The sequence below is a fragment of the Deinococcus metallilatus genome (assembly GCF_004758605.1).
GTDB lineage: Bacteria > Deinococcota > Deinococci > Deinococcales > Deinococcaceae > Deinococcus > Deinococcus metallilatus.
In genome coordinates, this window is the sequence record NZ_CP038512.1 from 1,792,836 (window position 1) to 1,814,419 (window position 21,584).

Consider the following 21,584-nt stretch of genomic DNA (forward strand, 5'->3'; position numbering starts at 1 on the left):
ATGACTTCCAATGAATCCCGCACGGCCCTGGTGACGGGCGGCACGAGTGGTATCGGCCTCGCCATCGCGCAGCGGCTTCAGGCGGACGGGTTAAAGGTGGCGGTGCTGGACCTGGACCGCCCGCAGGCGCGTGAGGTGGCGCAGGAACAGGGATTCACCTTCATCGCCGCTGACCTGTCCCGCCGGGAGGACTGCCGCCGCGCCGTGGACGAGACGGTGGCGGCGCTGGGCGGGCTGGACGTGCTGGTGAACAACGCGGGCTTCCAGCACATCGACCCCATCGCGGACTTCCCCGAGGACACCTGGGACACCATGCTGCACGTGATGCTGACCGCCCCCTTCCTGCTCCTCAAGTACGCCTGGCCGCACCTCACGCGCTCCGGGCAGGGCCGCGTGGTGAACATCGCCAGCATTCACGGGCAGGTCGCCAGTCCCTTCAAGAGTGCCTACATCAGCGCCAAGCACGGCCTGATCGGCCTGACGCGCACGGCGGCGCTGGAAGCGGGCGAGCAGGGCTTCACCGTGAACGCGATCTGCCCCGGCTACGTCCGCACGCCCCTGGTGGAAGGCCAGATCGCGGACCAGGCCCGCACACGCGGCCTCAGCGAGCAGGAAGTCGAGCAGAAAGTGATGCTGGAACCTGCCGCCATCAAGAAACTCCTCGATCCGCAGGACATCGCCGCCCTCGCCAGCTACGTGATCAGCCCCGCCGCCTGGGGCATGACCGGCGCCGTGCTCGACATCGACCTGGGGTGGACGGCGAGGTAAACCAGCCCACAAAAGCCTTTGAGGAAAGGAGCCCGACCACTTGGCCGAAGCCACTTCCCCTCCCCCCTCCGGCCAAAGCTTCCCCGTCTTTTCAAACTCTGGAGCGGACGGCCTCTCCCCGCCTTCCCACTCCACTTTCCAGGCAGCCGAGCCGTTCGGGCCGCAGGCCCGAGGCCTTCCAAGTCAGCGGGCAGAGCGTCGAGGCCGGACACGTCAACGGCCAACCCAGACCCGCCACTCCAGGGAACCTCTCTTGCCCAGCGCAGCGCCGCTCCCCCCTGCCCTCCGGGTAGGGGGGCTGGGGGGGGGTGGGAACAAACCGGCCAATCCGTACCTGCCACCCTGAACAGCGTCCCAACACCCTCCCCAACTACTTCGGCAGTCCCCCCACCGTCGTCAGCGTCACGTCCTCCTGACGGGCCAGCCTCAGAAAGGGCCGCAACACGTCCAGCATCTCCGAGGCATTGTCATGCAGCAGCACGATGCCGCCCGGACGCAGGCGACGGTCCAGCCGCGCTTCCAGCGTTGTCATGCCCGGATTCTGGAAGTCCCCCGGATCGTCCGTCCAGAAGACGGTGGTGAGCCCCAGGCTCTCGGCGGCCCTCAGGGTGGCGGGAGTGTACTCGCCACCGGGCGGACGGAAATACCTCGCGGGCTTGCCGGTCAGTTCACGGATGACGGCGTTCGCCAGCTCCATTTCCTGCGTGGCGTCGGGCAGGGCCAGGGGCGGCAGGCGCACGTGATGGTAGGTGTGGTTCCCCACCTCGTGCCCCTGGGCCACCATGTCGCGGATGAAGTAGGGATAGGCGCGGGCATTGCGGCCGATCACGAAGAAGGTGGCCTTCGCCCCGCTGCGGCGCAGCAGGTCCAGCAGCAGCGGCTCGAACAGCGGGTGCGGCGCGTCGTCGAAGGTGAGGGCCGCGACGCGCTCTGCGCCGGGCTTCCCCCGGAACAGCAGCCCGCCGTGCAGGCCCCCCGCGACGCGGGCCGTGGTCAGACCGAGGGTGGCCCGGTTCAGCGCCGCCTGACTGCCCCCCGGCGTGGACACGCTGGGGGTCCGCTCGCGCACCCGGTCGGCGGGACGAAAGGCCGGGAGGTTGCCGGGGTTCTGCCAGGCCCGCTCGTAGTAGTCCTGGCCCTGCGCCCAGGCGGCAAAGTCGTTCAGCCGGACGCGCGGCACGCTGGCGGTCAGCAGCGGGAGGGGCCCTCCGAAGCCCGCGTAGCTGCCCCGGTCATACACGCTCACGTCCACCTCGTCCAGACTGGGCCGGGCGGCCAGCACCCGGCGGACGACCTGTTCCATCAGCGCCCGCGCGCCCGGACGTTCCTCCGGCGTGACGGTCACGACGGCGTGGGCCACCTCGATAAAGCCGTTGCTGAGATACTCGACCTGCCGGACCTGCGGCATAGCGGGCGTCAGGGTGAGGGTGGGCAGGGCCGGGGCGCGGCGCGTGCCGGGCGCGAGCGGCTGCACCTGGCCCGGCAGCGGCAGGGCGGGGACGGCAGGCGGCACCCGCGCTCCCGCGAAGGCGGCGAGCAGCAGGGCGGGCAGCAACAGGGACCTGAACCTCATCGGTTCCAGGGTAACGTGGCGAGGCCGAAGACGCGGCCCAGGACGCCGTGCGCCCCCCCGGCCTGCCCGCGCGCCCACTTCAGGTTGGCCTCGGCCCCGGCCGGGGTATGCCCCTGCGCCGCGTAGAGCCGCCCCGCCGCCAGGTACTGCGAGCGGGCCTCGGCGTCCCGGCCCTCCTTCCGCAGCACGTTGCCCAGCACGTTGGCCGCCAGGGCATTGTGCGGGTTGTCTTGCAGCGCGGCCCGCAGGTACTTCTCGCTGACCTTCAGGCCCTCGGGGGTGGACCGGCCGGTGCCGGTGCCCAGCCAGCCGCCAGTGGCCCGCTCGCCCCGGTAATAGTTGAACTGCGACCGCACGTAGGGCAGATCCAGAAAGGTCAGCTTCCCGGCAGGCACCCGGCCCCCACCGTCCACCCGGCTGTAGGCGGTGATGCGCCCGTCACTCTCAAAGACGGGCGTGAGGAAGCGGTAGTCCCCGTCCGCCCAGGCCAGCACCCCCACGTGCCGAGCGAAGGGTTCGGGCTCGCTGGCGTCCACCTGCACGTCCCCCGCCCCCGACGGGAGGCGCAGCACACTGGTGACGTGGCCCAGATTGCTCTCCTGGCCGCTCTGGCTTTTCCAGACCATCTCCAGGCCCGCGTCCAGGCCCGCGCGCTGCAAGAGCCCCGCGATCACCACGCTTTGCAGCAGGCATTGCCGCTCGCCGGTTTTCGCCATGCTGGCGAACTCGAAGCCGCGCTCCAGACTGAACTTCGGCACGGCCTTCTTGATGAAGCGGTGCGCCCAGGCCGCCGTGTCGCGGGCCAACTGGTCCCGCTGGGCCCCCTGCGCCGCCGCCAGTTCCGCCTTGCGGGCGTCGAGCGCCGCCGTCAGCGAGGTGCCCCCCTTCCCCAGCGGCACGCCCGAGCGGGCATAGGCCTGCGCGAGCCAGGTGCCGAAGTCGCCGGGCATTCCCGCCAGCCGGTAGGACTCCGCGGCCAGCGCCCGGAAGTTCTCGCCGCCGTAGGTCAGGGTGGCGGGGGCCGGATTCGCGGAAGCAGGGGCGGCGAGTGCGGGGGTCGCCAGGGCCAGGGTGAGCAGCAGGGATATCGGACGCATGAAGACCTCGGGAGGAGAGAAGGGCGGAGATTCAGGGCTGCCCGCTCAAGCGCGGCGGCGCCCGCCCCGGAATCTAGTGGAAGCTCACGAGAACCGGCTGAGAGCTTAGGCCTGACGCGAAACTCTGGTTTGGAATATCGGGGAGTTGAGAGAAAGTGGCGCTGGGACGCGCTGCCCGTTCACCCCCTCTGCAAGCAGCTCTACGAGTCAAGGGGGAGGAAAAAAAACAGCGTCCTACACGCTTTCTTCTTCCCAACCGCGTCAGTCCCAAGCTTCAGAGTTTCCAGATCAGGCCCCGGCGGGCCATCCAGGCGAGGCCCAGCCAGGCGGCCAGAATGTAGCCCAGCGTGTAGGCCCAGCCGCCCCACCACAGGCCCAGGTGCGTGCGGGCCAGGGTCAGCAGCGCGTCCCGCATCGGCTGGAGCTTGCCCGCCCAATCCACCTGCCAGTCCAGCAGCACCCAGACCTTGAACAGGATGGGCAGGGCGTAGGCCGCCAGCGCGTTGCGCCCCGGGATGGTGAGCGGCGCGAGCAGCCGCCTCCCGGACGCCAGCCGCCCGGTATCCGCGATCAACCACATCGCCAGGATGCCCAGCGTCCCCAGGCCCGCGCTGTACATCACGTAGGGCGGCGTCCAGAGGGCCTTGGAGAACGGCAGGTGCCCGGACGCCGCCCAGCCGTAGCCCACCGCCGTCAGGACCGCGCCCAGCCCCAGCAGCAGCCAGGGGGCGCGGGGCGACCGCTGTTGCAGGGGCCGCGCCGCCAGGCTGCCCAGCAGCACCAGCGCGGTGGTCGGCACCACCGACACCAGCCCGCGCAGACCCCAGGGGGACAGCAGGGCTTCATTCACCGCCTGCACCGGGTTGGCCGTCTCGCTCACCACGCCGACGCCTGCCGAATGCGGGGTATAGGCCAGAAAAACACCGTACCCGGCCAGCAGCCCCAGCGCCACCAGCGCCTGCCAGCGTCCGCGCACTCCGCTCAGCAGCGCCGCGCACAGCGTCGCCAGCGCGATCAGTTGCAGCACCCCCAGCCCCAGCGTGAAGCGGTGTTCGGTCGCGCTGGTCAGGAAGGCGCCCACCAGATACAGCAGGGCGGCGCGGGTGAGGAGCCGCCGCACCCGCGCCCACCCCGTCACCCCCGCCTTCCGCATCGCCGCCTGCGAGAAGGGCAGGGCCGCCCCCGCGCAGAAGAGAAACCAGGGAAACACCAGGTCGGTCAGGGTCACCCCGCCGAAAGGCGCGTGCTGGAGCTGCGCCGGGGTCATCCCTCCCAGCGCCACATTGTTGACCAGCAGCATCAGCAGCACCGTCAGGCCCCGCCAGGCGTCCAGCGCCGTCAGCCGCGCCTGTCTCTGGGCAGGCACCGCACTCTCGGCGGGCGCTGCGGGCGTCGGGGTGGACAGGATCGTCATTCCTGATGGTCCGTCCGCCAGATGACACCCTTATGAAAAGGCGAAACGGCCCGCTGGCCCTCGTCTCACGCGGCTGGACGGTCCCTCAGCGCGGCTGGCTGCTCAGCACCACCACGTAGGCCGTGCCGCGCGATCCCTGCACCACGCTGGCCCCGGCGTGCGTATACCGCCGGTCCGTCAGGACGGCGCAGTGAACCGGCGAGTTCAGCCACCAGCGCACCGCCCCCTCCGGATTCACGCCCGCCCCCAGATAGACGATCTCGGTGACGCTCACCGCCCGGACCCCCGTGCTGGCGGCACGGACACGCGGCGTGCTGCCCCCCGCGCCCGTATGCGTGATGCGCCCACTGCTGCTCATGTACCCCGCCTGGAGGCGCGCGGCGAGGGCGTGGGCGCCACTGGCTGCCAGCGGCGCGGCGGCGGGACGGCGCCCGGTGCCGGGGCAGGTCACCCCCTGTCCTCTCGCCCGGTTCAGCCCGGCCAGCAGCCCCGCCTCGGCGGGCGCCCACGCCTGGGCACTCAGGGACGACAGCGCCACCAGGGCACCGACCAGCAACGTCAGCTTTGCACGGAGCATGTGAAGGCAGCATAAAGGGAGCCTCCCCATGAGGAAGTGAAGCGGCGGGTAGACAAGGCAGGTGCGGGTCTGGTAAGGCTGGCAACGGATAGAAGGGCTTTACAAGCGGAAACGCCGTGTGAGCGAGCAAAAAAAGCTCCTCCCCCTCAAGGGTCTGAGTGATGCATGTCAGTCTCACAAAGAAGAAACGACGTGTTGAGCGATAAAAAAACTCCTCCCCCTTGAGGGGGGAGGCCGGGACTTGCAAAGCTGCGAAGCAGAGGGGTAAACAGGCCGGGCATAGAGAGGCCACTGGATGACCGAATGACTGGCCTGTTTGTGGCCGCCACCCTAATCGGGGAGGGAGAAAAAGGCGTCCCTGTCAGGCGCGACTGGCGTTACGCTTCCACAAGTCCGCTACGCCGCAGCAGCGCCTCCGCGTCGGGGTCACGGCCCATGAAGTCGCGGTAGAGCTGGGCGGCCTCCTTGCTGTTGCCCTGGCTCAGGATGGTGTCCACGTACGCGCGGCCCGTCTCGCGGTTGAAGATGCCCTCAGCGGCAAACCGGCTGAAGGCGTCGGCATCCAGCACCTCGGCCCACTTGTAGGAGTAGTACCCGGCCCCGTAGCCGACCGGGCTGCTGAACAGGTGGCCGAACTGCGCGATGCGGGCGAAGTCTTCGGGGAGGGGATAGGGGTAGAAGCGGGCCATGATCTCGCGCGCCTCCCTGACGGGGTCCGCACCGGGCGCGTCCGGGTCGAATTCGACGTGCAGTTCCAGGTCCACCGTCCCGAAGGAGAGCTGGCGCATGGCGGCGTTCGCGGCGCGGTAGTTGCGGGCGGCGACCAGGCGGTCAAACAGTTCGTCCGGCAGCCGCTCGCCCGTCTGGTAGTGCCGCGCGAAGAGGTCCAGCGCCTCCCGTTCCAGCACCCAGTTCTCCATGATCTGCGAGGGCAGCTCCACGAAGTCCCAGGCCACGCGGGTGCCGCTGAGGTTCCGCACCGGCACCTTTGACAGCGCGTGGTGCAGCAGGTGCCCGAACTCGTGGAAGACCGTCTCGACCTCGCGGATGGAGAGCAGGGCGGGGCGGTCCCCGCTGGGCGGCGTCATGTTGCCGCACATCAGGCCCAGGTGGGGGTCCACGCCCTGCTCGCGCGGCCCGCCCGTCACGAAGGCGTTCATCCACGCCCCCGAACGCTTGCTGTCACGCGGGAACCAGTCGGTGTAGAAGGAGGCGACGTGGGTGCCCGCCTCGTCGAAGATGTCGTAGTAGCGCACCTCGGGATGCCAGCCGGGGGCCTGCGCTTCTTTCACCGTGATGCCGAACACCCGCCGCACGATCTCGAAGAGGCCCGCCATGACGTTGTCCAGCTCGAAGTAGGGGCGCAGGGCCTCCTCGTCGAAGTCGTACTTCGCCTGGCGCTGCTTCTCGGCCCAGTACGCCACGTCCCAGGCTTCCAGCGGGGGCGCGTCCGGTCCGGTTTGCTCGCGGTAGAAGGCTTCCAGCTCGGCATTCTCCCGCTCGAAGTAGGGGCGGATGCGCGCTTCGAGGTCGCGCTCGAAGGCCAGCGCCCGCTCGCCGCCGCCCGCCATGCGGTCTTCCAGCACGTAGTCGGCAAAGTCGCGGAAGCCCAGCAGGTGGGCCTGCTCCCGGCGCAGCTTCAGAATCTCCAGCACCAGCGGGCGGTTGTCGCGGCCCGGCTGCATGCCCACCGAGTTCTGCGCCTGCCACAGCTCGCGGCGCAACTCGCGGTCGTCGGCATAGGTGAGGACCGGTTCGGCGACCGGCTGATGCAGCGTGAGGCGGTGGCCTGCCTGGCCGTGCCCCTCGGCGTCCAGCCGGGTGGCCTGGCGGACGCGCTCCGGCACACCGGCCAGCCGCTCGGCGGGCACGTACAGTTCATAAGCGGCGGTCGCGTCCAGCACGTTCTTGGCAAAGTCGTTGGTGATCTGCGCCAGCCGGGTGTTCACTTCCAGCAGCCGGGCCTTTTCCGCCTCGGGCAGGTCGGCCCCCTCGCGGCGGAACTCGTCGATGGTGAGCTTGAGGTGCCGCGCGCGCACCGGGTCGAGGGCCCGGCCCGCCTCCGTCTCCGCGAAGCCCTTCAGCGCCGCCCACAGGCCGGGATGGAGGCTGAGCTGGGTGTAGAACTCGGTCACTTTGGGCAGAATCGCGCGCCGCGCCGCCTGCCACTCGGGGCTGGTGACCACGCTGTCGAGGTGACTGACGATCACGCCCACCGTGTCGAGCTGCTCGGTGAGCTGGTCGAGGTCGGCCATGAAGTCCGCGTAAGCGCGCTCCGGCGCCTGGGCGAGCCGTTCCAGCCGTTCCTGCGTCTGCGCCAGCAGCGTGTCCACGGCGGGTTCGGCATGTTCGGGCCGAATCTGGTCGAAGGGAATGCGGAAGCCGACGTTCAGCAGGGGATTGTCACTCTGACTGTGCTGGCGTCCATTGGGTGCAGGCGGTGCCTGGGTCATGAGGGCGAGTATAGACAGCGGCGGGATGAGGAAGAGGCGAAAGCGGACTGCGCCAAACGGCGGATGACGCGCGGCAGGCGGCTATGCTTGGCTGCTCCATGGACGCCCTGACCTCTCCCCCACCCCTCCCGGCCGACCTCAACCTGCGCCCCGCCGCGTCCGCCGATCTGCCCCGCGTGGCCGCGTTTCTGACCACCGCGCACCCGGACTCCCCCGTCAGCCTAGAAGACCTGGAGCGCCTGGAGGCGGGCCGTCTGGAAGGCGAACCCTTTGTGCGAATACTGGCCGTGCAGGCGGGCGAACTCGTGGGCCTCGCGGAGACGGGCGTGCCGCGCATGGACGGGCATCCGGGATGGCTGGACGTGACCGTCCGCACCCTGCCGGAACTGGCGGGGGGAACGCTGGCGGAGGCGCTGCTCGCCCAGGCCGAGGCGAACGCCCGCCAGAACGGCGCGCACACTCTGGTTTCCCGCGTGCGTGAGGACTGGTGGGAAAAACCCTTTCTGGAGGCGCGCGGCTACCGGGAACACGACCGGATGTGGTCCAGCACGCTCGACCTGCGGACCCTGAATTTCGCGCGCTTCGCCGGGCAGGAGGCCAGAGCGCGGGCGGCAGGTCTCCGTATCCTGCCCCTCAGCGAACTGGTGGGCAACTTCGACGAGGCGGCCCAGCGCCGCCTGTATACGCTGATCGCCGCCCTGCTCCTCGACGTGCCCAGCACGACGCAGGTCAGTGTCTGGCCCTTCGAGGTCTGGCAGCGGCGCGTGTCCGGGCGGATCAACCCGGCAGGCGAATTTATCGCGGTGGCGCCGAATGGCGAGTGGGTGGGGGTCAGCGAACTGCACCAGCCCATCCCCACCCGTCCCGGCACCCTGCACAACGGCCTGACCGGCGTGTTGCCCGCCTGGCGCGGGCACGGCGTCGCCTCCGCCCTGAAACTCGCGGCGGCCCGCGCGGCCCTGAGCCGCGGCTATACGCACGCCCGCACCAGCAACCACTCCGTCAACCGGCCCATGCTCGCCATCAACGAGCGGCTGGGGTTCGTGCGGGAGGCGGCAACGGTGACGCTGAAAAAGGCCTGTGGCGCGTAGCTTGTCGCTTGTAGAGAGGCGAAAGCCGGAGCTTCAGCAGGAGCCTCCACAAGCCAGGGACCACAAGCTACAAGCCCCTCTCCAGCAGCATCGCGTCCCCCAGCGAATAGAACCGGTAGCCCTCCGCGAGCGCGGCGTCGTAGGCGGCCTTGATCCGCGCCTCTCCGGCGAACGCGGCCACCAGCAGCAGCAGGGTGCTGCCGGGCAGGTGCAGGTTGGTGACCAGCAGATCGGGCACCCGCACCGGCGTCCCCGGTGTGATGAAGATGCTCGTGTCGCCCTCGCCGGGATTGACGGTGCCGTCCTCATTCGCGCTGCTTTCGAGGGCGCGGACCGTCGTGGTCCCGACGGCGACGACGCGGCGGCCTTCCGCTTTGGCCCGGTTGATCGCCCTCGCCGCCCCCTCGCTGATCGCGTACCGCTCGGCGTGCATCACGTGGTCGGCCACGCTGCCGGTGATGGGCCGGAACGTCCCCGCGCCGACATGCAGGGTCAGCGCGTGCCGCTCCACCCCCAGCGCGTCCAGCCGGGCGAGCAGTTCGGGCGTGAAGTGCAGGCCCGCCGTGGGGGCCGCCACGCTGCCAGGCGTGCGGGCATACACCGTCTGATAGCGTTCCCGCCACGTCTCGTCGCTGTCCCCGGCGTCGATGTACGGCGGCAGCGGCAGCCGCCCGATCTCGTCCAGGTGGGGTTTGATGTCGCGCTCGAAGCGCAGCAGGCGCGCGCCGTCCGGCAGAACGCCGACCACCTCCGCGCGGTGCTGTCCGAGCCACAGCTCCTTCCCGGCCCGTTTCGCGGGTTTGAGGTAGGCCGACCAGACGTGCTGCTCCTCCTCTCGCAGCAACAGCACCTCGACCTGCCCGCCGCCGAAGCCGCCCGGCGTGACGGGCTTGCGCGCCATCACCCGGGCGGGAATCACCCGGCTCTCGTTGAAGACCAGCACGTCCCCGGCCCGCAGCAACTCCGGCAGATCGCGGAAGACCCGGTGCGCGAGGCCCGCCTCACCCACCACCATCAGCCGCGACGAATCACGCGGTTCGGCCCCCGTCTGCGCGATGCGCTCGGGGGGCAGATCGAAGGCGAGGCGGGCGAGGACGGCGTCGGGGTTCATAGGGGTTAGGGATGAGGGGTCAGGCGTTCGAGAACAGGAAGCTGAGGCAAAAGTCAAAGTTCCCGATCTCTAATGCCTAAAACCTAACCCCTCACTTCCCCCTTCTGCCGGGCGGGCATCAGCGCGTCCTCGATGTCGGGCAGATGCGTGAAGCGGTCGGCGGCGTCGATCAGTTTCTGCGCGGTGTGTTCGCGGAAGGCGATCACCTCCACGCGCTTGCCGCGCTCCTGCAAGACCTCCACCACGTCGGTGAAGTCGCCGTCGCCGCTGCCCAGCACCACCACGTCGAGGTGGTCCAGCAGCCGCACCATGTCGGCCACGATGCCCATGTCCCAGTTGCCCTCGTAGATGGCCTTGCCGCCCTCGGTGACGTGGTGGAGCGTGAGGTTCATCCGGCGCACCTTGTAGCCCAGCGCCGAGAGCTTGTAGATGAAGGGGCGCGCGGTCGCCTCGCCCTCGCGCTCGACGGTGTAGGCGATGGCGTGGACGAGTTCGCGCTCGCGGGTGGCGTAGCGCAGGATCGTCTCGAAGTTGACAGTCCGCTCCAGCAGGTCGCGGGCCGAGTGGTAGAGGTTTTGCGTGTCAATAAAAACGCCCACGCGCGGGCGGGAAACCACGTACTGCATTGGGAATTCTCCTGTTGGGACGGCCGGGGAAAGCGGAAAGAACCGGCCTCTTTTCCGGACGTGGGCCGCGCTGGACCCTTCATTCCGGATGGGCACATTCTACATCTGCGGCCCGCCGCCCAGGCGGCACTCAGGAAGAGCCGGGCAGGAGTTCGCCGCAGCGTTTGCAGTACCGGGCGTCGGCGTCGTGCCCCTGAAGGCCGCAGCGCGGGCAGGTGCGCTCTGAGCGCCGCCGTCCCTGAGCGCGCGAAAGGCTGACGGTCACGATGCCGGTCGGCACGGCCAGGATGCCGTAGCCCAGGATCATGGCCAGCGAGGCCAGGCCCTTGCCCAGCGGCGTCTTGGGCGTGATGTCCCCAAAGCCGACGGTGGTGAGGGTCACGATGGCCCAGTAGATGCTGGTCGGAATGCTGGTGTAGCCGTTCGCGGGGCCTTCTATGACGTACATCAACGCGCCGATGATGGTCACGAGCGTCAGGACGACCGCCAGGAAGACCGTGATCTTGGCGGCGCTCGCGCGCATGGCTTCGGTCAGGACGCTCGCCTCGTTGAGATAGCGGGCGAGTTTCAAGATCCGGAAGATCCGCAGCAGCCGCAGCACGCGGACAATCAGCAGGTAATTGGCCCCGGGCAGGAGCAGGTCCAGATATCCGGGCAGGATGGACAGCAAATCCACGACGCCGAAAAAGCTGGTGGCGTAGTGCGTGGCGTGCCGGGCAGAAATCAGCCGGAGGACGTACTCCACCGTGAAGACCAGTGTCAGCGCCCACTCGGCCCATTCGAACAGCGGCCCGTACGTGGCCCGGATGCTGCCGACGCTGTCCAGCATGACCACCAGGATGCTGACGAAAATCAGCACGATCAGCACGAGGTCAAAGGCCCGTCCCGCCGGGGTGTCGTTGTTGAAGATGATGTTGCCGAGGGCCACCCGCCAGGGCGCGCGTGCCTCACCGGGATGCCTCATGCCAGAAGTCTACCGGGGAGGACGGCGGTGCATTCGGCCCGCTCCCGGGGCTTTGCCCGCCAGGGCGACCGGCTCAGGTGGAATACGGTGGAGAGGTCTACGATCTCCCGGTCCGACCGGCCCCGCTAAGCAGCCCCCCTCCCTCTCCCGGTACGGCACAGGTAACGTGAAGCCATGACGAAGGAAGCCTCCTCCCCGGCCCTCGATACGGCCCGCCAGGCGTACGAAGCCTTCAAGGCGCGCAGCCTCAAGCTCAACATGCAGCGCGGCCAGCCCGCCGACGCCGACTTCGACCTCTCGAATGGGCTGCTGACGGTGCTGGACGAGCAGGACGTGAAGATGGACGGCCTGGACCTGCGGAACTATCCCGGTGGCGTGGCAGGTCTGCCCTCGGCACGGGCGCTGTTCGCGCAGTACCTCGACGTGAAGGCCGAGAACGTGCTGGTGTGGAACAACTCCAGCCTGGAACTCCAGGGCCTGGTGCTGACCTTCGCGCTGCTGCACGGCGTGCGCGGCAGCACTGGCCCCTGGCTCACCCAGAAGCCCAAGATGATCGTGACCGTCCCCGGCTACGACCGCCACTTCCTGCTGCTGCAAACCCTGGGCTTCGAGCTGCTGACGGTGGACATGCAGCCTGACGGCCCGGACGTGGACGCCGTCGAGCGGCTGGCGGGGACGGACGCCTCGGTCAAGGGCATCCTGTTCGTGCCGACCTATTCCAACCCCGGCGGCGAGACGATCAGCGCGGAGAAGGCGCGGCGGCTGGCGGGCGTGCAGGCGGCAGCCCCCGACTTCACCCTCTTCGCGGACGACGCCTACCGGGTCCACCACCTCTCGGCAGAGGACCGCGCCGAGCCGGTGAATTTCGTGGTGCTCGCTCGTGACGCGGGCTACCCCGACCGGGCCTTCGTGTTCGCCAGCACCTCCAAGGTCACCTTTGCCAGCGCGGGCCTGGGCTTCGTGGCGAGCAGCGAGGACAACATCAAGTGGCTTTCCAAGTACCTCAACGCGCAGAGCATCGGCCCCAACAAGGTGGAGCAGGCGCGGCACGTGAAGTTCCTGACGGAATATCCGGGCGGCCTGGAGGGCCTGATGCGGGACCACGCCGCCATCATCGCCCCCAAGTTCCGCGCCGTGGACGAGGTGCTGCGTGCCGAATTGGGGGGGGAAGGCGAGTACGCCACCTGGAACCTGCCGAAGGGCGGCTACTTCATCAGCCTGGACACGGTGGAGCCGGTGGCGGACCGCGTGGTGGAACTCGCGGAGGCCGCTGGGGTCAGCCTCACCCCCGCCGGGGCGACGTACCCCGCAGGGCAGGACCCGTACAACCGGAACCTCCGCCTCGCGCCAACGCGCCCGCCGGTGGAGGAAGTGCGGACGGCGATGGAGGTGGTGGCGGCTTGCATCCGCCTGGCGACGGAGGAATACCGGGCGGCCCAGGGATAGGGGGGGACGCTGTGAGGGGAGGCGGCCACCTTTCCCCCACTCCCAGCCTCTGAAAAAAGAATACGTCTAACAAAAAACTAGACCGCCTCCCCTGCCCCCGCAACCGCTGCCTTTACCCTTGCCCCACTATGGAAACGGTTCTGGCGAAGGGCAACGTCGGGGTGCGGCTTGAAGACTTTCTGAACAGCGTGGCCGCGCGTGACCCGCACCAGCCGGATTTCCTGCAAGCCGTCCGCGAGGTGGCCGAGAGCCTGTGGCCCTTTCTGGAGCAGCACCCCGAGTACCGCGAGGCGCGGCTCCTGACGCGGATGGTGGAACCCGAGCGGGCGATCCTCTTCCGGGTGCCCTGGGTGGACGATGCCGGAGAGGTACAGGTGAACCGGGGCTTCCGCGTGCAGATGAGCAGCGCGCTGGGGCCGTACAAGGGCGGGCTGCGCTTTCACCCCAGCGTGACGCTGGACGTGATGAAGTTCCTGGCCTTTGAGCAGGTCTTCAAGAACAGCCTCACGACCCTGCCGATGGGCGGCGGCAAGGGCGGCAGCGATTTTGACCCCAAGGGCAAGAGCGACGGCGAGGTGATGCGCTTCTGCCAGTCCTTCATGACCGAGCTGTACCGCCACATCGGGGAGGAGTTCGACGTGCCCGCCGGGGACATCGGGGTGGGGGCGCGCGAGATCGGGTATCTGTACGGGCAGTACAAGCGTATCACGAGACAGGGTGGCTATGTCCTGACCGGCAAGGCGCCCGAGTACGGCGGCAGCCTGATCCGCCCGGAGGCGACCGGGTACGGGACCGTCTATTTCGCGCAGGAGATGCTGGCCCGCCAGGGGGACGACTTCGCTGGAAAACGGGTCACGGTCAGCGGCTCGGGGAACGTCGCGCAGTACGCCGCCCTCAAGAGCATGAGCCTGGGCGCGAAGGTCGTCTCGTGGAGCGACTCGCAGGGCACGGTGTACGACCCCGAAGGGCTGACGGAAGAGAAGTGGCACGCCCTGATGGACCTGAAGAACGTCCGCCGGGGACGGCTGGAGGAATACGCCCAGCAGTTCCGGCTGGAGTACCTCCCCGGCCAGACCCCCTGGGCCATTCCCTGCGACATCGCCCTCCCCTGCGCCACCCAGAACGAACTGAACGGCGAGGACGCCCGGACGCTGATCGGGAACGGCTGCCTCCTGGTGGCCGAGGGCGCCAACATGCCCTCCACGGCGGAGGCCGTTCACATCTTCACCGAGCAGGAGCTGCTCTACGCGCCGGGCAAGGCGTCCAACGCGGGCGGGGTGGCGGTGAGCGGGCTGGAGATGAGCCAGAACGCGATGCGGCTGTCGTGGACGGCGCAGGAGGTGGACCAGCGGCTACACGGCATCATGCGGAGTATCCATAGTGTCTGCGTGCAGTACGGCACCCGGCCTGACGGCACGGTGGATTACGTGAAGGGCGCGAATATCGGCGGCTTCATCAAGGTGGCGGACGCGATGCTGGCGCAGGGCGTCGTCTGATCCTGAGCCGGGAGGCCACTTCGCCTCCCGCTTGATTTCCCGCCCCCTCAGCCCTGAGGATAGCCGTCATGCCCACCCGTTACGCAGGGTCAGAGGAGGAACGCGCCGCGCTCGACGCCTATATCAAGCTGTGGCGTGCGGCGCATGCCGTCGAGGTGGGCGCGAACCGCCACCTGGCGGACCACGGGCTGACCATCAGCCAGTTCGGCGTGCTGGAGGCGCTGTACCACCTGGGGCCACTCAGCCAGCGGCAACTGGCGGACAAGATTCTGCGGTCGAGCGGCAACCTCACGATGGTGATCGACAACCTGGAGCGGGACGGGCTGGTGCGCCGCGAGCGCGATCCCCAGGACCGCCGGGTGATGAAGGTCTTCCTGACCGAGGCGGGCGAGGCGCTGGTGACGCGCGTGCTGCCCGACCACGTGCGGGGCATCCGGAGCGTGTTCAGCGGGCTGACCCCGGAGGAACTGGGCCAACTGGCCGCCCTGACACGCAAGCTCGGGAAGGGCCTGGCCGAACCCGCAGCGGAGGCCCCGGCGAGAGTCAGGCGGTCACGCGACCCCGATCTCTAGAGCCTGGCTTGTCAAGAGAGCGAGGAAGACCGCTCTGCAAGCCTCTCTCCAAGTCCACGAAAAGCGAACGCGCGGCCTTCCCCCGATGCGGCGACGGGCTCAGGCCGACCGATCAGCCGTCGTCCTTGAAGGGGCTAAGTCGCAAATTTCCGCATATAGGCCAGGCGGACACAACTACCCCGAGTTCCGTGGCCCCGCTTACACCAAATCGTTTAACGTTAAGTTATTTTGAAGGCATGATGCCTTCCTCCCCCATTCCCGGCACCACGCCGGTCCAGGGCCTGCACCACGTCACGGTGATGGCGAGCGATCCGCAGCGCAACATCGACTTCTACTCGCAGACGCTGGGGCAGCGGCTGGTCAAGGTCACCGTGAACTTCGACGACCCCGGCACCTACCACTTCTATTACGGCGACCTCACCGGGCAACCGGGCACGATCATGACTCACTTTCCCTGGCCGGACGCGAAAAGGGGTGTGCGCGGCAACGGCGAGGTGGTGGCGACCGCGTACAGCGCCCCCCGCGCGAGCGAAAGCTACTGGAAGGCCCGCCTGACCGAACAGGGCTTCGCCTTCCGTGAGAGCGAGCGTTTTGGGGACAAGGTACTGACCTTCGAGGACCCTGATGGGACCTGGGTGGAACTGGTCTTCGAGGACGGGCAGCCCGTCCAGTCCTGGCCCGCCAGCCCAGTTCCCGCCGAACATGCCCTGCGCGGCTTTCACTCGGTCACGGCCTGGGTGAGAGACACCAAGCCGGTCCGCGACCTGCTGGTGGGGCAGCTGGGCTTCACTGAGGCGGGCAGCGAGCCGGACGCGGAAGGCACACGCACCCGCTTTCAGGGCAGCGGGGAAGGCGTGGGCCTGTTCGTGGACGTGGTGGAGCGGCCGGGCAAGCCGCGTGGCAACTTCGGCGCGGGCAGCATCCACCACGTCGCCCTGCGGACCAGGGACGACGCCGAGCAGGAGGCGTACCTCGCGGGGCTGAGTGAGGCGGGCTACCTGCCCACGCCCGTGCAGGACCGCCAGTATTTCCACTCCATCTATTTCCGCGAGCCGAACGGCGTCCTGTTCGAGATCGCCACCGACGCCCCCGGCTTCACAGACGACGAGCCGGTGGAGGAACTGGGCAGGCATCTCAAGCTGCCGACGTGGTTTGAGCCGAGGCGCGCGACCATCGAGGCGCATGTGCCGAAGATCGTGAACCGCGAGTACGGCGTGACCCTCGGGACGCGGGACCTGGGGGCGGGTGAGGCCGCAGAGGCCCAGGCCACGCCCGCCGCCCAGGGCGTGCAGGTGTACGCGGCGGGCCGTCCGCTGGGGCAGGCTCGCGTGGCGGCGGTGCTGCTGCACGGGCGGGGCGGCAGTGCGCCGGACATCCTCTCGCTCGCGGACGAACTGAATCTCAGTGCGTTCGCGTACCTCGCCCCACAGGCGGAGGGAAACAGTTGGTATCCCCTGTCCTTCCTCGCCCCCGTCCAGCAGAACCAGCCCTATCTGGACCGCGCCCTTGCCACGGTGGACGCCGTGCTGAACGAGCTGGAGGCGCAGGGCATCCCGGCGCAGAACGTGGTGCTGGGCGGCTTTTCGCAGGGCGCCTGTCTCGCGCTGGAGTACGCCAGCCGCGCGGGCCGGAAGCTGGGCGGCGTGGTGGCCTTCAGCGGCGGCCTGATCACGCTGGACCGGACGGGCGACCTGCACGGCACCCCGGTCTTCATGGGCGTCGCGCCCGACGACGCGCACATTCCCCTCGCGCGCTTCGAGGAGAGCGCCGCCCGGCTCCGCGCACGGGGCGCACAGGTGGATGACCGCGTGTATCCAGGGCTGGGCCACAGCATCAACCGCGACGAACTCGACGCTGCCCGCCGGATCATGCAGGGGGTGGCGGGGCAGCTTTGAGGGGGAACGCGGGAAAACTCCCTCCCCCCTACCGCAGCTTTGCCGCCACCACCACGACCTCCGCGTTCGGTCCCTCGAAGCCGGGCGTGTAGGCGCGGACGATGAAGACGGCGCGGTTGCCTTTCACGTACACGCGGTCGAGGGCGTAACGGGCGGCGCAACGCCGCTCCAGGGGCAGCGTGTGGTCGTCGTGGACGGTCTGCCCGTTCACGGTCAGCGTGAACCCGGCGGGCCGCTCACCGGGAGGCAGCAACCCCAGATAGGGGCACTGGGCGGGGAGGGGCCGCACCGTCAGGCGCACGGGGACTGGCCGCGTCCACAACCGGACCGGGGTGGTGGCCGAGCTTCCCGCCCGCGTCCCCTCGGCCCAGTCGGGGGCCTGCGTGGGAAAGGTGCGGGCGTAGACGGGCCGCGCGGTCACGCCCGGCACCAGGTCCAGGGGGAGGAGGCGCGGGCGTTCGCGTGCCAGCAGGACCTTGACGAGAGCAGGCACCGGCGCCGTCTCGGAGCGCGCCCCGGCTTCCAGCAGCCGTTGCCCCTGCCCCGTCCCCAGCGCGGTGAGGGCCGCGACGCTGAACCCGCTCCCGTCCTGCACCCCGCCCGTCACGACCAACGCGCGGGTGCCGTAGGGTGAAAAGGCCACCCGCAGCACCTCCAGCCGGTCACCGGCGCGGGCCGAGGAGGACAGCGTCAACAGGACCAGCAAGGCCGTCAACAGAAAACGCATGTCCTACCGTAAGCGATAGGCCGGAGGGAAGGAAGGGGCGCCTTCTCTCGTGGAGGCTTGAAGCCTAGAACGCGACCCGGGAACATGCGGAAGGCTGCTCAAGCTTCCCCCGGGAGGCGTCCCGCTGCCCCTCCTCCCGGCAACCGCTCAGAAGCGGATGGTGGCGAGCACCTTGCTGAACAGGGCGCTGCTGGCCGGGTAACGCTCGGGGGTGTCGGTCACCTGGAAGGAGTAGAGGTTCTTGGCCCCGTTGCCGAACCAGATTCGCAGGCGCAGCTTGCCCTTGGGGTGGGTCAGGGCATACTCGCGCTCGATGCCGCCCACGCCGCCGTAACGGGCAGGCTTGCTGCTGAGCTGCTTGAGGGTGCCGCCCGTCTGCTTCACGCCCGCCTCGAAGCCCGCGAACTCCTGGTTCACGTCGCCGGGCCTGCCGTTCTTGGGCATGAACAGCAGGCGGATCAGGGTGGCGGGCGGCTGCTTGGCGGACACCACGCTCACGCCGCTGGTCTTGTCCTCGAAGTTCACGCCCAGCCAGCCCCGGGGCAGGCTGACCGTGAAGGGCAGCTTGGGGTCCTTGAACGGCACCAGCGTCTGGGCACCCGCCCCTCCCAGGAGCAGGGCGGCGGCGAGCGCGGCAGGCAGGGAGAGCTTCATACCGGGCACCGTACCGCGCGCGGATGAGTTGTACCAAATTGCGTTGTGCGTTGATTCGCAAGAATCAACCGAGCGGACTTGCAAAGCTGCGAAGCAGAGCGAGGAGCAAAAAGTACCGGCTGGCGGCGATGGACCATGAGCGGGTCAGCCTAGGGCGCTTCCGGCAAGACAGGCGAGGGGCCGCCCCTGAGCCTCCGGCCACTGGAGAACATCCGGCGCTTTCCCGCATGTGCTGGAATCAGAGCCAGTCGGTACTGCCCCTGCACCGGACGTGAACGGGCGGGCGCGGAAGGTCAGGCCCGCGTCAGGGCGGGGCCATCAGTGCGCGACGACCGCGAAGTACACCGGCCTCACGCCCGCCGCGTGCAGCGCATCCCGGCAGGCGACCAGAGTGCTGCCGGTGGTCATCACGTCGTCGAGCAACAGGACCGGACCGGGCGGGAGGAGCCGGGCATCGGCCTGGAAGGCCCCGGCGAGGTTCGTCACCCGCTCGGCCGCGTGCAGGCGGGCCTGCTGGGCAGTGGCGCGCGTTCGGCGCAGGGCGGGGACACACGGCACACCCAGCGAGGCCGCGACCGACCGGGCGAGCAGCCCCGACTGGTTGAACCCCCGCTCCCGCTCGCGACTGGCATGCAGCGGCACCGGGACGACCGCGCCGACATTCCACCCGGCCGGGACCCCCGCCGCCAGCGCCCCGCCCAGCGTGCCCGCCAGGTCCCGCGCCCCGCCGAACTTCAGCGCGCGCACGGCCCGGCGGGTCACGCCCCGGTACGGCCCCAACGTGACGAGGTGTTCCTGCGGGCGGGGCGACAGGGGCGAATGGACCTCCACCCGGGGCCGGAGAGCCGCGCGGCAGCGGGCGCACAGACCCGCCTCCTGCCCGAGCTGCGCGTCACAGCCGGGACAGCGGCGCGGCAGGAGTGCGCACAGGAAGGCCTGAAGGGCCGCCATCTCAGACCTGCCCGGCCAGCGCGAGTTCATCCACGAACAGGGGCGGCGTGGTGGCCTCGACGCGCTGCCAGACGCCCGCCAGCGCGTCGGGGTCGAGCAGGGGGGCCGCCAGCGACAGGCAGGTCAGGTGGTGCGCGCACACCAGGCGCACCCCCAGCTCGCCCAGCCGCGCGCGCTCGCTGTCGCTCAGCAGGGCCGCGAAGGCGTCGGGGTCGCCCAGGGCCGCGTGCCCGCCCTGCCGGAGAGCGGCGCGCAGAAAGGCCGCCACCTCGGCCGGGTTCAGCCAGAAGCCGAACATCAGTTCGCTGCTCAGCGCGTCGAGCCGCTGCACCTGCTGCGCGTCCAGCCCCCCCCGCACCAGGCTGCGGGCGAGGGCCTGACGTTCCAGCCGCCGCGCCGCGTAGCACGCCAGGCTGAGCGGCTCGCCGGGTGGCCGCACCCGGCCTCCCACCGCCGCGCGCAGCCGGTAGGCCAGGACATACCCCTGAAACTCCAGCAGCATCTCCCTGAGCCCGCCCCCCGTCACCCCGCCATTCTACGGGCCTGCTTGAAAAGGGGAACGTCAGATGCCCAACGCTGAAGCTCCTCTATCTTTTGTCTTAGGACTTCCGCGAACCTCTAGTTTGGAATATCGAGGGCGTTGAGAAAACGTGGGGCTGGGACGCTCTGCCTGTTCACCCCCACCCAGCCTCCCCCTCAAGGGGGAGGGGCAAAAACAGCGTCCTACACGCTTTCTTCTTCCCAATCGCGTCAGTCCTAAGCGGAAGCGCCCCTATCTTTTGTCTTTTCAAAACTCTGGAGGCGACAGTCACGTTCCACCTTGCAAGTGTGCAGGCAGAGCAAAGGAGCTTTCGGGCCGCAGGCCCGCAGCCGCCCGGTGGAACGCAACACGTTCCAGGCAGGAACCGCCACCGCCCCAAGCCCCTCCGCCGCTCAACGAGTCTCCCTTTGCCGAGCGCAGCGGAAAGCTCCCCCTGCCCCCCGGTGGGGGAAACACCTTCCAGACTCAACCGCCCTATTAGGGCAGCACCCCAGCCAGCCGCGCTCAGGATCAGTCGAGTTCGGTCGAGAACGACCGGATCAGTGTTTTGGGAATGCGGGCCTCACGCTGCTGGCCCCCGTCACGGTAGGCGACCGCCAGCGTGTTGCCCGGCCCCTCGTAGGCCGCGCGCGAAGCGGCCGCGTCGGCGTTCGTGACGCCCTCCAGGCGAAAGGTCCTGCCGTCGGTGTAGGTAATGACGATGGTGGCCACACCCCAGGGTAACGGCTGCGCGGGCGCCCGAATCCGAGAGGCAGGGCAGACCTGTCCAGACTCCGGCGGGACAAAGGCCTCGGGCCGCACCCGTACCCTGGGGACGTAACAACAACTCAGCCGCACCGGGGGCCAGCGGGCCTGATCCGGCAGGCTTCAGATCGGGAGAGTGACCAGGAATGCAGCTCCTCAGGCGTGGGCATCAATTCGAGTACCGGGACCACCAGGGCGTGGATCGACTGGGCATGATGGACGTGTGGACCAGCGGGGGCGGCGCGCGGGCCGTGCTGGTGCTGCGCGACCTTCCGCACGCGGACACCGAGGCCCAGGCCCGGCGCGCGCTGCTGGCCCTGACCCACACCTGCCTCCCCTACCTGCTGCGCCCCGACGTGCGCCTGAATGTCCTGGTGCTGCGCCCCCGGCTGGACGAGACGGCCAAGGCGCGGGCCCTGGTGCTGCCACTGAGTGCCTGACCGGTCAACCGGGCCTCACTCCAGCACGTACTTCACGCCTTCGAGGAAGGCCACTCGCCCAACGTCGGTGCGGGGCAGGATCAGATTCCGCCGCCAGGGCATCCAGTCGGTCTGCCCGGTGGAGGAGCGCAGGAACCCGCGCAGGCCCACCTCCACCACGCGCGCCTCGCCCTGGAGCCAGGCGGCCAGGAAGGCGCGGACCCTCTCCGGGTCACGCAGGGGGCCGGTCACGCGGGCAGAGGGCACCGGGCCGCCTGGCTGGTCATGCGGGGCATACAGGTCCACCGTGAAGCCTTCGGCGGCGCGCAGCACGGCCAGCGCCGCGTCGCGCGCCAGGGGCCGGGCAAAGGTCACGTGCAGGTCGAGGTCGAAGCCGCGCACCCCCTTGTCGGTGCGGGCAGAGGTGGGAGGGGTGTCCATAGGAGGAGGGTAACGCGCAGGCGG

General features: G+C 69.3%; 21 protein-coding genes. 7 read left to right on the forward strand and 14 right to left on the reverse strand.

The window, feature by feature from the left end:
• On the forward strand, nucleotides 1-768 hold the full coding sequence (locus tag E5F05_RS14645) for a 3-hydroxybutyrate dehydrogenase (protein ID WP_129119370.1): 768 nt from the start codon (nucleotides 1-3) through the stop codon (nucleotides 766-768).
• Between the two features lie 370 nt (nucleotides 769-1,138).
• On the opposite strand, the gene E5F05_RS14650 is transcribed toward E5F05_RS14645, so the two are convergent.
• The 5 genes from E5F05_RS14650 to E5F05_RS14670 all read right to left on the reverse strand — a co-directional run bounded on the left by E5F05_RS14650 (nucleotide 1,139) and on the right by E5F05_RS14670 (nucleotide 7,882).
• Nucleotides 1,139-2,341 carry a polysaccharide deacetylase family protein gene (locus E5F05_RS14650; protein ID WP_129119371.1) on the reverse strand — a complete coding sequence of 401 codons (1,203 nt, stop codon included), beginning with the start codon at nucleotides 2,339-2,341 and terminating at the stop codon, nucleotides 1,139-1,141.
• Nucleotides 2,338-3,438 (reverse strand): hypothetical protein, encoded by a 1,101-nt coding sequence (locus E5F05_RS14655; protein WP_129119372.1) that lies wholly within the window; start codon nucleotides 3,436-3,438, stop codon nucleotides 2,338-2,340. The genes E5F05_RS14650 and E5F05_RS14655 overlap by 4 nt, the downstream gene beginning before the upstream one ends.
• 274 nt (nucleotides 3,439-3,712) lie before the next feature.
• Nucleotides 3,713-4,852 carry a heparan-alpha-glucosaminide N-acetyltransferase domain-containing protein gene (locus E5F05_RS14660; protein ID WP_129119373.1) on the reverse strand — a complete coding sequence of 380 codons (1,140 nt, stop codon included), beginning with the start codon at nucleotides 4,850-4,852 and terminating at the stop codon, nucleotides 3,713-3,715.
• 85 nt (nucleotides 4,853-4,937) lie between these two features.
• Nucleotides 4,938-5,429, reverse strand: a complete 492-nt coding sequence (locus E5F05_RS14665) for a CAP domain-containing protein (protein WP_129119374.1) — start codon at nucleotides 5,427-5,429, stop codon at nucleotides 4,938-4,940.
• A 377-nt stretch (nucleotides 5,430-5,806) separates the two neighbouring features.
• On the reverse strand, nucleotides 5,807-7,882 hold the full coding sequence (locus E5F05_RS14670) for a M3 family metallopeptidase (protein ID WP_129119375.1): 2,076 nt from the start codon (nucleotides 7,880-7,882) through the stop codon (nucleotides 5,807-5,809).
• Nucleotides 7,883-7,980: 98 nt separating this feature from the next.
• Here E5F05_RS14670 and E5F05_RS14675 point away from each other — a divergent pair, with 98 nt between their 5' ends.
• On the forward strand, nucleotides 7,981-8,973 hold the full coding sequence (locus tag E5F05_RS14675) for a GNAT family N-acetyltransferase (protein WP_241687172.1): 993 nt from the start codon (nucleotides 7,981-7,983) through the stop codon (nucleotides 8,971-8,973).
• Between the two features lie 67 nt (nucleotides 8,974-9,040).
• On the opposite strand, the gene queA is transcribed toward E5F05_RS14675, so the two are convergent.
• From queA to E5F05_RS14690, 3 genes are all read right to left on the reverse strand, one after another.
• On the reverse strand, nucleotides 9,041-10,084 hold the full coding sequence (gene queA / locus E5F05_RS14680; RefSeq protein ID WP_129119377.1) for a tRNA preQ1(34) S-adenosylmethionine ribosyltransferase-isomerase QueA: 1,044 nt from the start codon (nucleotides 10,082-10,084) through the stop codon (nucleotides 9,041-9,043).
• A gap of 83 nt (nucleotides 10,085-10,167) precedes the next feature.
• Nucleotides 10,168-10,710, reverse strand: a complete 543-nt coding sequence (locus tag E5F05_RS14685; protein ID WP_129119378.1) for a LabA-like NYN domain-containing protein — start codon at nucleotides 10,708-10,710, stop codon at nucleotides 10,168-10,170.
• Between the two features lie 130 nt (nucleotides 10,711-10,840).
• Nucleotides 10,841-11,674 (reverse strand): ion transporter, encoded by an 834-nt coding sequence (locus E5F05_RS14690; protein ID WP_129119379.1) that lies wholly within the window; start codon nucleotides 11,672-11,674, stop codon nucleotides 10,841-10,843.
• Nucleotides 11,675-11,848: 174 nt separating this feature from the next.
• Between E5F05_RS14690 and E5F05_RS14695 the strand changes: the two genes are divergently transcribed.
• The 4 genes from E5F05_RS14695 (at nucleotide 11,849) to E5F05_RS14710 (ending at nucleotide 17,083) form a co-directional block, all read left to right on the forward strand.
• A complete protein-coding gene (locus E5F05_RS14695) occupies nucleotides 11,849-13,120 on the forward strand; it encodes an aspartate aminotransferase type Ic (RefSeq protein ID WP_129119380.1) in 1,272 nt (423 codons plus the stop codon).
• A 128-nt stretch (nucleotides 13,121-13,248) separates the two neighbouring features.
• Nucleotides 13,249-14,616 carry an NADP-specific glutamate dehydrogenase gene (gdhA, locus tag E5F05_RS14700; protein WP_129119381.1) on the forward strand — a complete coding sequence of 456 codons (1,368 nt, stop codon included), beginning with the start codon at nucleotides 13,249-13,251 and terminating at the stop codon, nucleotides 14,614-14,616.
• A 68-nt stretch (nucleotides 14,617-14,684) separates the two neighbouring features.
• Nucleotides 14,685-15,188, forward strand: a complete 504-nt coding sequence (locus tag E5F05_RS14705) for a MarR family winged helix-turn-helix transcriptional regulator (protein ID WP_129119382.1) — start codon at nucleotides 14,685-14,687, stop codon at nucleotides 15,186-15,188.
• Between the two features lie 236 nt (nucleotides 15,189-15,424).
• The gene (locus E5F05_RS14710; protein WP_129119383.1) at nucleotides 15,425-17,083 is read left to right on the forward strand and encodes a VOC family protein; all 1,659 of its coding nucleotides are present in this window, start codon (nucleotides 15,425-15,427) and stop codon (nucleotides 17,081-17,083) included.
• Nucleotides 17,084-17,111: 28 nt separating this feature from the next.
• On the opposite strand, the gene E5F05_RS14715 is transcribed toward E5F05_RS14710, so the two are convergent.
• The 5 genes from E5F05_RS14715 to E5F05_RS14735 form a co-directional block, all read right to left on the reverse strand.
• Nucleotides 17,112-17,810 carry a DUF2259 domain-containing protein gene (locus tag E5F05_RS14715; RefSeq protein WP_129119384.1) on the reverse strand — a complete coding sequence of 233 codons (699 nt, stop codon included), beginning with the start codon at nucleotides 17,808-17,810 and terminating at the stop codon, nucleotides 17,112-17,114.
• Nucleotides 17,811-17,957: 147 nt separating this feature from the next.
• A complete protein-coding gene (locus tag E5F05_RS14720; RefSeq protein WP_129119385.1) occupies nucleotides 17,958-18,464 on the reverse strand; it encodes a hypothetical protein in 507 nt (168 codons plus the stop codon).
• Nucleotides 18,465-18,782: 318 nt separating this feature from the next.
• The gene (locus tag E5F05_RS14725; RefSeq protein ID WP_129119386.1) at nucleotides 18,783-19,415 is read right to left on the reverse strand and encodes a ComF family protein; all 633 of its coding nucleotides are present in this window, start codon (nucleotides 19,413-19,415) and stop codon (nucleotides 18,783-18,785) included.
• A 1-nt stretch (nucleotide 19,416) separates the two neighbouring features.
• On the reverse strand, nucleotides 19,417-19,941 hold the full coding sequence (locus tag E5F05_RS14730) for a hypothetical protein (RefSeq protein ID WP_306461361.1): 525 nt from the start codon (nucleotides 19,939-19,941) through the stop codon (nucleotides 19,417-19,419).
• A gap of 525 nt (nucleotides 19,942-20,466) precedes the next feature.
• Complete coding sequence (locus E5F05_RS14735) at nucleotides 20,467-20,667, reverse strand: hypothetical protein (protein ID WP_129119387.1); 201 nt, start codon at nucleotides 20,665-20,667, stop codon at nucleotides 20,467-20,469.
• A gap of 179 nt (nucleotides 20,668-20,846) precedes the next feature.
• On the opposite strand from E5F05_RS14735, the gene E5F05_RS14740 reads away from it, so the two are divergent.
• Nucleotides 20,847-21,140, forward strand: a complete 294-nt coding sequence (locus E5F05_RS14740; protein WP_129119388.1) for a hypothetical protein — start codon at nucleotides 20,847-20,849, stop codon at nucleotides 21,138-21,140.
• Between the two features lie 15 nt (nucleotides 21,141-21,155).
• On the opposite strand, the gene E5F05_RS14745 is transcribed toward E5F05_RS14740, so the two are convergent.
• The gene (locus E5F05_RS14745; RefSeq protein ID WP_129119389.1) at nucleotides 21,156-21,560 is read right to left on the reverse strand and encodes a hypothetical protein; all 405 of its coding nucleotides are present in this window, start codon (nucleotides 21,558-21,560) and stop codon (nucleotides 21,156-21,158) included.
• Nucleotides 21,561-21,584 lie beyond the last annotated feature (24 nt).

Coding starts and splice junctions, on each gene's coding strand:
- E5F05_RS14695 (WP_129119380.1), top strand. CDS start 11,849: ATGACGAAGGAAGCCTCCTCCCCGGCCCTCGATACGGCCCGCCAGGCG.
- E5F05_RS14660 (WP_129119373.1), bottom strand. CDS start 4,852: ATGACGATCCTGTCCACCCCGACGCCCGCAGCGCCCGCCGAGAGTGCG.
- E5F05_RS14720 (WP_129119385.1), bottom strand. CDS start 18,464: ATGAAGCTCTCCCTGCCTGCCGCGCTCGCCGCCGCCCTGCTCCTGGGA.
- gdhA (WP_129119381.1), top strand. CDS start 13,249: ATGGAAACGGTTCTGGCGAAGGGCAACGTCGGGGTGCGGCTTGAAGAC.
- E5F05_RS14650 (WP_129119371.1), bottom strand. CDS start 2,341: ATGAGGTTCAGGTCCCTGTTGCTGCCCGCCCTGCTGCTCGCCGCCTTC.
- E5F05_RS14670 (WP_129119375.1), bottom strand. CDS start 7,882: ATGACCCAGGCACCGCCTGCACCCAATGGACGCCAGCACAGTCAGAGT.
- E5F05_RS14725 (WP_129119386.1), bottom strand. CDS start 19,415: ATGGCGGCCCTTCAGGCCTTCCTGTGCGCACTCCTGCCGCGCCGCTGT.
- E5F05_RS14705 (WP_129119382.1), top strand. CDS start 14,685: ATGCCCACCCGTTACGCAGGGTCAGAGGAGGAACGCGCCGCGCTCGAC.
- E5F05_RS14645 (WP_129119370.1), top strand. CDS start 1: ATGACTTCCAATGAATCCCGCACGGCCCTGGTGACGGGCGGCACGAGT.
- E5F05_RS14685 (WP_129119378.1), bottom strand. CDS start 10,710: ATGCAGTACGTGGTTTCCCGCCCGCGCGTGGGCGTTTTTATTGACACG.
- E5F05_RS14655 (WP_129119372.1), bottom strand. CDS start 3,438: ATGCGTCCGATATCCCTGCTGCTCACCCTGGCCCTGGCGACCCCCGCA.
- E5F05_RS14710 (WP_129119383.1), top strand. CDS start 15,425: ATGATGCCTTCCTCCCCCATTCCCGGCACCACGCCGGTCCAGGGCCTG.
- E5F05_RS14715 (WP_129119384.1), bottom strand. CDS start 17,810: ATGCGTTTTCTGTTGACGGCCTTGCTGGTCCTGTTGACGCTGTCCTCC.
- E5F05_RS14675 (WP_241687172.1), top strand. CDS start 7,981: ATGGACGCCCTGACCTCTCCCCCACCCCTCCCGGCCGACCTCAACCTG.
- E5F05_RS14665 (WP_129119374.1), bottom strand. CDS start 5,429: ATGCTCCGTGCAAAGCTGACGTTGCTGGTCGGTGCCCTGGTGGCGCTG.
- E5F05_RS14690 (WP_129119379.1), bottom strand. CDS start 11,674: ATGAGGCATCCCGGTGAGGCACGCGCGCCCTGGCGGGTGGCCCTCGGC.
- E5F05_RS14745 (WP_129119389.1), bottom strand. CDS start 21,560: ATGGACACCCCTCCCACCTCTGCCCGCACCGACAAGGGGGTGCGCGGC.
- queA (WP_129119377.1), bottom strand. CDS start 10,084: ATGAACCCCGACGCCGTCCTCGCCCGCCTCGCCTTCGATCTGCCCCCC.
- E5F05_RS14740 (WP_129119388.1), top strand. CDS start 20,847: ATGCAGCTCCTCAGGCGTGGGCATCAATTCGAGTACCGGGACCACCAG.